Raw genomic sequence first — 11,614 nt, forward strand, 5'->3', positions numbered from 1 at the left:
TTTAAAGATAGATTTAGAGGAGGAAAAAGACATGGTTAATAAACAAGTACAAGTAGGATTAAAAACAGGATTACAAGCACGCCCAGCTGCTCTTTTCGTTCAAGAGGCAAACCGTTACACAGCCGATATTTTCTTAGAAAAAGACGGTAAAAAAGTAAATGCCAAAAGCATCATGGGCTTAATGAGTTTAGCAGTAAGTTCAGGTGCAACAATCACCCTAATCACAGACGGCCACGACGAGCAAGAAGCATTAGACGCATTGGTGAAGTTTGTGGAGCAAGAAGGATAATTAGTGATTAGGGGTTAGGAAAACCTTAGTGATGAATTGAAAATAGAACAACACCTTTTTTGAGGGTGTTGTTTTTTATTTATTGAGGTTATGATCCATAGAATTATAATCAGCGCCGATATTTGAACTGAATCGCCGATAAAACAGTAGCTTCGCCGATAAATAGGTGGTCAACGCCGATTAAATCTATATTTTCGCTGATAAATATTTAGATTTCGCCGATAAAAACCGAGTTTTCGCCGATAAAATTCACATTTTCGCTGATAAAACCAAATATACCTCCCGATTGCAAAGTAAACTGTTAATAAACTGTGTATAGAAAAGAATTAGAATGATCTAACATAAAAAATCCAGTTTCCCCACCAAAAAGTGAAGAAACTGGACCATACAATCCTTTAAATTCTAGCTATTTCTAATAACCTTATCAATCAATCCATACTCTAACGCACGGTCAGCAGTCATGAAGTTGTCGCGTTCCGTATCACGCCCGATTACTTCCATAGGTTGACCAGTATTTTCCGCAAGAATACCATTTAACTTCTCACGTAAGAAAAGAATACGTTTCGCAGCAATCTCAATTTCCGTCGCTTGACCTTGTGCTCCACCAAGAGGTTGGTGAATCATCACTTCACTGTTCGGTAAGCAGAAACGCTTGCCCTTTGCACCAGCTGATAATAAGAATGCTCCCATCGATGCAGCCATACCAACACACATTGTGCTCACGTCAGGCTTAATGAAGTTCATCGTATCATAAATTGCCATACCAGCTGAAATTGATCCACCTGGAGAGTTAATGTATAAAGAAATATCTTTCTCCGGATCTTCCGCTGCTAAAAATAACAACTGAGAAACGATGGAGTTTGCAACGTTATCATCGATTGCGCTACCTAGCATAATAATGCGGTCTTTTAAAAGACGAGAATAAATGTCATATGCGCGCTCGCCGCGGCTTGTTTGTTCAATAACTGTAGGAATTAAGTTCATTTTCACTTTTCCTCCTTCTCATAGTTCCGTTAAAATAAGTCAGGAAAATAATTTCCTTATGTACTTTTATCATACATATAAGGTCAAGAATGGTCAAATAAAAACCATCGCAAAATACGATACATTTTTCTACCCCTATACATCATATCCATTCCACGTAAAAATAAACTTCTTTAGTGGTTAGTTGTTAGTAATTAGTGATTAGGAAATGGAAACAATACTAGCCACTATGCACTAGCCACTAGTAACTAACCATTAAAAGCTTTTTATCTTGTTTTCACTCTTTATATGACATATAATATTTTCATTGCATTATATACGTGCGCTCGTAGCTCAGGGGATAGAGCGGTGGTTTCCGGTACCATGTCTGACGGGGGTTCGAATCCCTTCGAGCGCGCCATTGATTGGAAAATATTTAAACTAGTATGCTACATATATTCTTGTTATAATTTTTTTGTAGCGGACAAGTGCCGCAACATCCAATAAACAACCAACCTAGTGTCGGCGCACTAGGTTTTTATTTTTTTCAGCTATGTTAAAGCGTAGTGTTGATATTTAAATACTTACCTGTTGATTTCCGTGCAAGACTGAGACTCCTCGAAAATGCTATCGCATTTCCTTACGAAGGATGCATCGCTCCCGTAGCCTTCCTTGTCCTGCGGGAGAAGCGGGGAACGGGAGATCCCACAGGCGCTTGCGCCGAGGAGTAGGTTTTTTCACGACAGTGAAAATAACCTTCCTTTTTACCGCCCGCGGAAAGCGAAGCCTTGCACGGAAATCAACATTGGCCTTTTACACATCATTTTTTAAAAAAATCCCCACAAACCCACAATAACTAACATAATTCTTCTATCTACCTCGTATATAATAATTACTAGGATAATGGCCTTACATACCATATATTTTCTATACCATATGCTACGTATCTCATGTAAAATAGATAAGTGGAGGAGGAATAGCGATGAAGATGAAACAAGATGTCGGTCTATATCAAATGCAAACGTTAAAGCTTGCGATGACTCAAGAATTAAAGCAAGCCATTTCATTACTTCAATATTCCACAATCGAACTTGCGACATATATACAAGAACAAGTATTAGAAAATCCGTTACTTGATCTAAAAGAAACATTTACAAACACACATCCAATTAGAAATCGTACTACGAGCATCAACTCAAACGAATTTTCCATTGAAAATGTTAGCTATCAAGGCGAAACATTACATGATCATATAAAGGCACAATTACTTGACTTACACTTATCAAAACAAGAGCATGCGACATTACAAGCCATGCTAGACTATATCGACAAAAACGGCTATATCACGGAAGAAACAACTTTCATTGCAAAGCAACTTCGGAAACAAGAAGTAGAAGTACAAAAAGCGATACAAACCATACAAAATCTCGATCCATCAGGTATAGGTGCAAGAAATCTAAAAGAATGCTTACTTCTTCAGCTAAAAAGTATGGACAACCGTGAACTACTGGCTGAACGAATTATTGAAAACGATTTTGACTTACTTTCGCAAAAAACGTTCAAAACAATATCAAAAAAATATGAAATTACATTAAAAGAAGTCCAACACCTCTTTGATTTGATCACGACTTTAAATCCACGACCAGGTCAACAATATGAAACGAGAGAACAACCGAAATATATTGTTCCTGACTTGATGGTACAAAAAATAAATGGAGATTGGCTAGTTGGCGTTAATGACGAATTTTTACCACAGTTAACGGTTAATCGATTATATCAAAGAGCCTTAAAAAAAGAAGCGAACGATTATTTGGAAGAAAAAATGAGGCATTGCCAATGGCTCATTCGAAGTATAGATTACAGGAAAAAGACACTTGTAGCAGTTATGGAGGAGATTGTCATCCTGCAACAAAGTTTTTTCTTAAATGGCCCTGAATTTTTGAAACCGTTAACATTAAAAATGATTGCCAAAAGGCTTCAAGTCCACGAATCTACAGTAAGTCGTGCGACGAAAGATAAATATGTTCAAACTCCATTCGGACTATATGAATTAAAGCACTTCTTTAGTCAAGGTGTAGCAACGGTATACGCTGAAGATAAATCGTCTAAGCAAGTCCATCAAGTGCTACAAAAATTAGTCGATGGGGAAGATAAACGAAAACCGTTATCCGATCAAAAGCTGACAACTATAATGAAGAAAGATTATCATATAGATATCTCGCGAAGGACAGTGGCAAAATATCGGGACATTCTCGGAATTCCATCTTCTTCCATGAGAAAAAGGTACGATTGAAAGGTGAGTTAAATTGGAATTTATTCTATATTCTAAAGAAAATTGTTCGCTTTGTGATAAGGCAAAAGTGATAGTGGAAGATTTGCAAAAAGAGTATGAGTTTACATTTAAAGAAGTAGATATTTATAAAGATGATGCATTGTTAGAGTTATATCAAATTAGAATTCCAGTACTCGAGAACGATGGAGAAGTTTATGCAGAAGGAATTTTTCACAAAGAAGACATAAGAAAACGTTTACATGAAAAATTGGGGTAAAACCTAGTTGCAATAAGGGTTTCATCTTTGTTACAATCAAGATGTAGCAAAGGTGAATTTTTTTTATTAGTGGTGGGACATAATATGTCATAGAGGGACGAAAAACGTCCATCATATCATTTTTAAGAATAATGAACCACTAAAAGGGGTAGCTATCATGAGAGAGTTAATTGAAGTACAAAAGAAATTGTTACCCGATCTTCTTTCCATTATGCAGAAACGTTACGAGATTTTACGCTACATACGATTAATGCAGCCAATTGGAAGAAGAGCTTTGTCGGTCAACTTAGGTTTGAGCGAACGAGTACTCCGGAGTGAAGTCGATTTTTTAAAATCGCAAAACTTACTTCTTGTACACTCATCCGGTATGACGTTAACGCAAGAGGGTACAGTACTCATGCAAAAGTTAGAAGAAATGATGAAGGAAGTCTTCGGACTTAAACACTTAGAAGAAAAAGTAAAAAAAACACTTCATCTACCTAATGTTGTCGTTGTTGCTGGAGATAGTGATACATCTCCTTGGGTGAAAAAAGAGATGGGACGCGCATGTGTCACATGTATGAGAGAACGATTCCATGCAGAGAATATTATCGGAGTTGCGGGTGGCACAACGATTGCTGCAGTTGCAGAGATGATGAAACCGGATGCTAAAAATCGTGAACTTCTTTTCGTACCAGCTCGAGGTGGCCTTGGAGAGAATGTACAAAATCAAGCAAACACCATTTGTGCCTCAATGGCTGAAAAAGCATTAGGAAGCTATCGTTTACTACACATTCCTGATGAACTAAGTAACGCATCCTACCAAACGATGATTGAAGAACCTTCGATTAAAGAGGTACTTTCCCTCATTAAAAAATGTAGTATGGTCGTTCACAGTATAGGGGACGCTAAAACGATGGCAGAACGTCGAAAAACTGATCAAGCTAAAGTAGCTACGATCGAGCAAAAACAGGCAGTTGCCGAAGCGTTTGGCTATTATTTTAATGAACAAGGAGAAGTTGTTCATAAAGTAAAAACAGTTGGAATGCAACTTGCTGAATTGGAAAAAATAGAAACGGTAATCGCTGTTGCTGGAGGAGCATCTAAGGCAAAAGCAATCCGGGCTTACTTAAAACAAGCACCTAACACGATTCTTATAACAGATGAAGGTGCAGCAAAAGAGTTGATTAGGGAGTAACACCCCTTCAAATAGGTTACGAATGTAGCCATACAAAATAAAAATTTTCTTAGAATCCTAAGGAGGAACTTAACATGGCAGTAAAAATTGGTATTAATGGTTTTGGACGTATTGGACGTAACGTATTTCGTGCAGCTTTAAAAAACGCTGAGGTAGAAGTAGTAGCAGTTAACGACTTAACAGATGCTAACATGCTTGCTCACCTTTTAAAATATGATTCTGTTCACGGCAGATTAGACGCTGAAGTAACAGTTGATGGCAACAGCTTAGTAGTAAACGGAAAAGCGATCAAAGTAACAGCTGAGCGTGACCCTGCGAAATTAACTTGGGGTGCTATGGGTGTTGACATCGTAGTGGAATCTACTGGTTTCTTCACGAAGCGTGCTGACGCTGCGAAACACTTAGAAGCTGGAGCAAAGAAAGTAATCATCTCTGCACCTGCTACTGACGAAGATATCACAATCGTAATGGGTGTTAACGAAGACAAGTACGATGCTGCAAACCACGATGTAGTGTCTAACGCTTCTTGTACGACTAACTGTCTAGCTCCATTCGCTAAAGTATTAAACGATAACTTCGGTATCAAACGTGGAATGATGACAACTGTTCACTCTTACACGAACGACCAACAGATTTTAGACTTACCACATAAAGATTACCGTCGTGCTCGTGCAGCAGCTGAAAACATCATCCCAACTTCTACTGGTGCTGCAAAAGCAGTTTCTCTAGTATTACCTGAATTAAAAGGTAAATTAAATGGTGGAGCGATGCGTGTTCCAACTCCTAACGTTTCTTTAGTTGACTTAGTTGCAGAATTAGATAAAGACGTAACAGCGGAAGAAGTAAACGCAGCATTCAAAGCAGCTGCTGAAGGTGATTTAAAAGGAATCTTAGGTTACTCTGAAGAGCCATTAGTATCTGGTGACTACAATGGTAACCCAGACTCTTCTACTATCGACGCATTATCTACGATGGTAATGGAAGGTAGCATGGTTAAAGTTATCTCTTGGTATGACAACGAGAGCGGATATTCTCACCGTGTGTTAGACTTAGCTGTATACATGGCTGCTAAAGGTCTATAATCTTTCACAAAATATTTGAGATTTCACAAGCCTTTTAGATATAATAAGTAGTGGTTAAAAGGGGGACGGGGTACATATCCCTTCCTCCTTTCTTTATGTTTGGCTTTTTTCTAAATGGCTGTAGGTCTTTGTAGCTTTTGAAACACTGAGTTGATTGTAGCGGAAGGCACTTGACTCCTGCGGGAAGTAGAGGGAAGTGCGAGACCCCACAGGCGAAGCCGAGGAGGCTCGCATCCCTCCCCGCGGAAAGCAAGTGCCTGCAGCGGAAATCAACGGACAAAGTTTGCTGGCTACTTGAGTTTAGAGCAACTAAAAACCGAAAACAGCCATTTGGATAATAAAATTCCTAAAAAGGGGAGGCCTTTTCACATGAACAAGAAAAGCATTCGTGACATTGATGTAAAAGGTAAAAGAGTATTTTGTCGTGTTGACTTCAACGTTCCAATGAAAAACGGAGTAGTTGGCGACGAAACTCGTATTCGCGCAGCACTTCCTACTATTCAACATTTAGTAGACAACGGTGCAAAAGTTATTTTAGCAAGTCACTTAGGCCGTCCTAAAGGGGAAGTAGTAGAAGAGCTACGTTTAACACCGGTAGCAGCACGCCTTCAAGAACTACTTGGTCGCCCTGTAGCAAAAGCGGACGAAGCATACGGTGAAAAGGTAAAAGCAAAAGTTGATGCGATGGCAGAAGGCGATGTTCTTTTACTAGAAAACGTTCGATTCTACCCTGGTGAAGAAAAGAACGACGCAGAGCTTGCGAAAAGTTTCGCCGAACTAGCTGACGTGTACGTTAACGACGCATTCGGTGCAGCACACCGTGCACATGCTTCTACAGAAGGAATTGCACACCATGTAGATGTAGCCGTTTCTGGCCTTTTAATGGAAAAAGAATTAGATGTTTTAGGAAAAGCTCTTTCTAATCCTGATCGTCCATTCACAGCTATTATCGGTGGAGCGAAAGTAAAAGATAAAATCGGTGTTATTGACAATCTTTTAGATAAAGTAGATAACTTAATTATTGGTGGAGGACTTGCTTACACGTTCATCAAGGCATTAGGACATGATGTAGGTAAATCTCTACTAGAAGAAGATAAAATTGATTTAGCAAAATCGTTTATGGAAAAAGCGAAAAATAACGGTGTTAACTTCTACATCCCAGTAGATGTAGTGGTAGCCGATGAGTTTTCTAGAGATGCAAATACAAAGGTTGTACCTATCGAAGAAATTCCATCCGACTGGGAAGGTTTAGACGCTGGACCGAAATCTGCTGAGATTTATGCAGACGTAATCCGTAACTCTAAGCTTGTGATTTGGAATGGACCGATGGGGGTATTTGAATACGAAGCGTTTGCTAGCGGAACAAAAGCTGTTGCAGAAGCGCTTGCTGAATCTACGAATACATATTCAGTCATCGGTGGAGGCGACTCCGCAGCTGCAGTTGAAAAATTCAACCTAGCAGACAAAATGAGTCACATCTCCACAGGTGGAGGCGCATCCCTAGAATTCATGGAAGGCAAAGCCCTACCAGGAGTAGTAGCATTAAACGATAAGTAAAATTTTTAAGAGTTTTTTACAAAGATTGATGCTTTTGCAAATATTCAAAACCAAGAGTTGATTGGAGCTGAAGGCACTCGACTCCTGCGGGAAATAGAGGGAAGTGTGAGACCCCACAGGCGAAGCCGAGGAGGCTCACATCCCTCCCCGCGGAAAGCGAGTGACTGCAGCGGAAATCAACGGACAATATTGCAAAAAGGCAGCCAAAAACAAGCATGGAAAGGATGTTTTCAAACATGCGTAAACCAATCATCGCTGGTAACTGGAAAATGCACAAAGTACTATCAGAAGCAGTAAGCTTCGTCGAAGAAGTAAAAGGACTAGTTCCTTCTCCAACAAAAGTAGACGCAGTTGTATGTGCACCAGCATTATTTTTAGAACGTCTAGTAACAAACACAGAAGGCAAAGACTTAAAAATCGGTGCCCAAAACATGCACTTTGAAGAAAGCGGTGCATTCACTGGTGAAACAAGCCCAGCTGCACTAAAAGACTTAGGCGTTGGCTATTGTGTAATCGGTCACTCTGAGCGTCGCGAAATGTTCGCAGAAACAGACGAATCTGTAAACAAAAAAACATTAGCAGCATTCCAATACGGAATCACACCTATCGTTTGTTGTGGCGAAACACTTGAAGAGCGTGAAGCTGGTCAAACAAACGACCTAGTTGGAAACCAAGTGAAAAAAGCATTAACAGGTTTAACAGAAGACCAAGTAAAACAAACAGTTATCGCATACGAGCCAATTTGGGCAATCGGTACTGGTAAGTCTTCTACTGCAGAAGATGCAAACGAAGTATGTGCACACATTCGTGGTGTTGTAGCTGCTGAATTCGGTGAAGCTGCTGCAAATGCTGTTCGTATTCAATATGGTGGAAGTGTAAAACCTGCTAACATTAAAGAATACATGGCACAATCTGATATCGATGGTGCTTTAGTTGGTGGCGCAAGCTTAGAGCCTCAGTCTTTCCTACAGCTTTTGGAGGCAGGTAAGAATGAGTAAAAAGCCAGTTGCACTAATTATTTTAGACGGTTTTGCCCTACGTGGTGAAAAAAGTGGGAACGCTGTTGCCCTAGCGAAAAAGCCTAATTTTGATACGTTCTGGGAGACGTATCCTCATGCAGAGCTTATTGCGAGTGGAGAAGCAGTTGGACTACCACAAGGCCAAATGGGTAATTCCGAAGTTGGACATTTAAACATTGGTGCAGGACGAATTGTGTACCAAAGTTTAACGCGTGTAAACGTTGCGATTCGTGAAGGTCATTTCGAACAAAACGAAACGTTCATTAATGCAATGAATCATGTAAAAGAAAAAAACTCATGTCTACATGTGTTTGGCTTACTTTCAGACGGTGGCGTACATAGTCATATTCAACACTTGTTTGCATTACTAGAGCTTGCCAAAACGCAAGGTGTCGAGCGCGTTTACATTCACGGTTTTTTAGACGGCCGTGATGTTGGACCACAAACCGCTCCACAATATATTCAACAGCTAAATGAATACATTCTCCAAAACGGTGTTGGCGAGATTGCGACTATCTCCGGTCGTTACTATTCGATGGACCGTGACAAGCGTTGGGATCGTGTAGAAAAGTCTTACCGTGCAATGGTGTATGGCGATGGCCCAATATACTCTAACGCAGTAGAATGTATTAATGACTCGTATAACAACGGTATCTTTGATGAGTTTGTCTTACCTTCTGTTATGACAAAAGAAGACGGTAGTCCTGTGGCAACGATTCAAGATAATGACGCGGTTATTTTCTATAATTTCCGCCCTGACCGTGCGATTCAAATTTCGAACACCTTTACAAACAAAGACTTCCGCGCGTTTGACCGCGGTGAAAACCACCCACAAGACTTAATGTTTGTATGTTTAACACATTTTAGTGAAACAGTAGATGGGTACGTTGCTTTTGAACCAGTAGGAATGGACAACACATTAGGTGAAGTTTTAGCCCAAAACGGTTTAAAACAACTTCGTATCGCTGAGACGGAAAAATATCCGCACGTTACGTTCTTTATGAGCGGTGGACGTGAAGAGCCATTCCCAGGAGAAGAACGCCTTTTAATCAATTCTCCAAAGGTGGCAACATATGACTTAAAGCCTGAAATGAGTGCTTATGAACTAACAGAAGCACTTGTGAAGGAAATTGAGGCAGAAAAACATGATGCGATTATCTTAAACTTCGCAAACCCTGACATGGTTGGTCATTCTGGTATGCTAGAGCCAACAATTAAAGCGGTGGAAGTAGTAGATGAATGTTTAGGAAAAGTCGTAGCAGCAATCGAAGCAAAAGGCGGAGTTGCCATTATCACTGCTGACCACGGAAATGCAGATGAAGTGGTAACGATGGAAGGAAGTCCAATGACGGCCCACACGACAAATCCTGTACCTGTTATCGTAACCCAAACTGGGATTGAGTTACATAACGGAGGGAAACTAGGGGACTTGGCTCCAACCGTTCTAGACCTACTCGGAGTAAAAAAACCTGCCGAAATGACAGGAACAAGCTTAATTAAAAAATAATTTTTCAAATAAAAAGGAGACTATCAAACATGCCAATTATCTCTGATATTTACGCACGCGAAGTCATGGACTCTCGCGGTAACCCAACAATCGAAGTAGAAGTTTACACAGAATCTGGTGCATTCGGCCGCGCAATGGTACCAAGTGGTGCATCAACTGGTGAGCACGAAGCAGTTGAATTACGTGACGGAGACAAATCTCGTTACTTAGGTAAAGGCGTACTAACCGCTGTTGACAACGTTAACGAAAAAATCGCTCCTGAACTTATCGGTCTTTATGACGTTCTTGAGCAAGTTGCAATTGACCAAGCTTTAATCGAGCTTGACGGTACAGAAAACAAAGGTAGCCTAGGTGCTAACGCTATCCTTGGTGTTTCTATGGCAGTAGCTCGCGCAGCAGCTGACTATTTAGAAGTTCCGTTATACCAACACTTAGGTGGCTTCAACGCGAAAACTCTTCCTGTACCAATGATGAACATCATTAACGGTGGAGAGCACGCTGACAACAACGTAGACATCCAAGAATTCATGGTAATGCCTGTTGGAGCAGAAAACTTCACAGAAGCATTACGTATGGGTGCAGAAATTTTCCACGCTCTTAAAGCTGTATTAAGTGCAAAAGGCTTAAACACGGCTGTAGGTGATGAAGGTGGATTCGCTCCTAACTTAGGATCTAACGAAGAAGCTCTTCAAACAATCGTAGAAGCAATCGAGAAAGCTGGGTACACACCTGGTGAGCAAGTAATGCTAGCGATGGACGCTGCAGCTTCTGAGTTCTTTAACAAAGAAGACGGCAAATACCATCTTAAAGGTGAAGGTGTAGTTTACACTTCTGAAGAAATGGTAGAATTCTACGCGAAGATGGCTGAAAAATACCCAATCATTTCTATTGAAGATGGCTTAGACGAGAACGACTGGGAAGGCTTCAAGCTAATGACAGAGCGCCTAGGCGACAAGATCCAATTAGTTGGTGACGACCTTTTCGTTACAAACACGAAAAAATTAGCAGAAGGTATCGAGCGCAAAATCGGTAACTCTATCCTAATCAAAGTAAACCAAATCGGTACACTTACTGAAACATTCGAAGCAATCGAAATGGCTAAACGCGCTGGTTACACAGCAGTAATCTCTCACCGTTCTGGTGAAACAGAAGACAGCACAATCGCTGACATCGCTGTTGCAACAAACGCTGGCCAAATCAAAACAGGTGCTCCATCTCGTACAGACCGCGTAGCGAAGTACAACCAACTTCTTCGCATCGAAGATCAACTTGGTGACACTGCACGTTATGATGGATTAAAATCTTTCTACAACTTAAAGAAGTAATATAAAGCAAACCCCACTGTTCAAAAAGAACAGTGGGGTTTTTTTGCGTTTATTTAGTTCTAATATTCAAATAATGTTCATCACTTATAACCTTCTAAAGGAGTTTCTCCTACTTTTTCTTCTAGCTTTAGTTCTAAAAGCGTCCA

General features: G+C 40.3%; 10 protein-coding genes and 1 tRNA gene. 10 read left to right on the forward strand and 1 reads right to left on the reverse strand.

The annotated features are described in order from the left end of the window. Positions 1-31: 31 nt before the first annotated feature. Positions 32-289 (forward strand): HPr family phosphocarrier protein, encoded by a 258-nt coding sequence (locus tag CDZ89_RS03145; protein WP_096156661.1) that lies wholly within the window; start codon positions 32-34, stop codon positions 287-289. A 402-nt stretch (positions 290-691) separates the two neighbouring features. On the opposite strand, the gene clpP is transcribed toward CDZ89_RS03145, so the two are convergent. Continuing rightward, a complete protein-coding gene (gene clpP, locus CDZ89_RS03150; RefSeq protein WP_096156662.1) occupies positions 692-1,273 on the reverse strand; it encodes an ATP-dependent Clp endopeptidase proteolytic subunit ClpP in 582 nt (193 codons plus the stop codon). A 322-nt stretch (positions 1,274-1,595) separates the two neighbouring features. Here clpP and CDZ89_RS03155 point away from each other — a divergent pair. The 9 genes from CDZ89_RS03155 to eno all read left to right on the forward strand — a co-directional run bounded on the left by CDZ89_RS03155 (position 1,596) and on the right by eno (position 11,468). Beyond that, positions 1,596-1,673, forward strand: a tRNA-Arg gene (locus tag CDZ89_RS03155). Positions 1,674-2,234: 561 nt separating this feature from the next. Then, positions 2,235-3,545, forward strand: a complete 1,311-nt coding sequence (gene rpoN, locus CDZ89_RS03160) for an RNA polymerase factor sigma-54 (RefSeq protein ID WP_100333248.1) — start codon at positions 2,235-2,237, stop codon at positions 3,543-3,545. A 13-nt stretch (positions 3,546-3,558) separates the two neighbouring features. Then, entirely contained in the window at positions 3,559-3,801 is a 243-nt protein-coding gene (locus tag CDZ89_RS03165; protein WP_100333249.1) for a glutaredoxin family protein, read from the forward strand. A 157-nt stretch (positions 3,802-3,958) separates the two neighbouring features. Next, complete coding sequence (locus tag CDZ89_RS03170; protein ID WP_096156665.1) at positions 3,959-4,978, forward strand: sugar-binding transcriptional regulator; 1,020 nt, start codon at positions 3,959-3,961, stop codon at positions 4,976-4,978. Between the two features lie 74 nt (positions 4,979-5,052). Then, the gene (gene gap / locus CDZ89_RS03175) at positions 5,053-6,060 is read left to right on the forward strand and encodes a type I glyceraldehyde-3-phosphate dehydrogenase (protein ID WP_100333250.1); all 1,008 of its coding nucleotides are present in this window, start codon (positions 5,053-5,055) and stop codon (positions 6,058-6,060) included. Between the two features lie 369 nt (positions 6,061-6,429). Beyond that, on the forward strand, positions 6,430-7,617 hold the full coding sequence (locus CDZ89_RS03180; RefSeq protein ID WP_100333251.1) for a phosphoglycerate kinase: 1,188 nt from the start codon (positions 6,430-6,432) through the stop codon (positions 7,615-7,617). Positions 7,618-7,853: 236 nt separating this feature from the next. Beyond that, entirely contained in the window at positions 7,854-8,615 is a 762-nt protein-coding gene (gene tpiA, locus CDZ89_RS03185) for a triose-phosphate isomerase (RefSeq protein ID WP_100333252.1), read from the forward strand. Further along, positions 8,608-10,143 (forward strand): 2,3-bisphosphoglycerate-independent phosphoglycerate mutase, encoded by a 1,536-nt coding sequence (gene gpmI / locus CDZ89_RS03190; RefSeq protein WP_100333253.1) that lies wholly within the window; start codon positions 8,608-8,610, stop codon positions 10,141-10,143. Before tpiA ends, gpmI begins: the two co-directional genes overlap by 8 nt. 29 nt (positions 10,144-10,172) lie before the next feature. After that, positions 10,173-11,468 carry a phosphopyruvate hydratase gene (gene eno, locus CDZ89_RS03195; RefSeq protein ID WP_096156670.1) on the forward strand — a complete coding sequence of 432 codons (1,296 nt, stop codon included), beginning with the start codon at positions 10,173-10,175 and terminating at the stop codon, positions 11,466-11,468. The last annotated feature ends 146 nt before the right edge of the window (positions 11,469-11,614 follow it).

Origin of the sequence: Bacillus alkalisoli (assembly GCF_002797415.1) — a bacterium.
Taxonomy (GTDB): Bacteria; Bacillota; Bacilli; order Bacillales; family Bacillaceae_I; genus Bacillus_CD; species Bacillus_CD alkalisoli.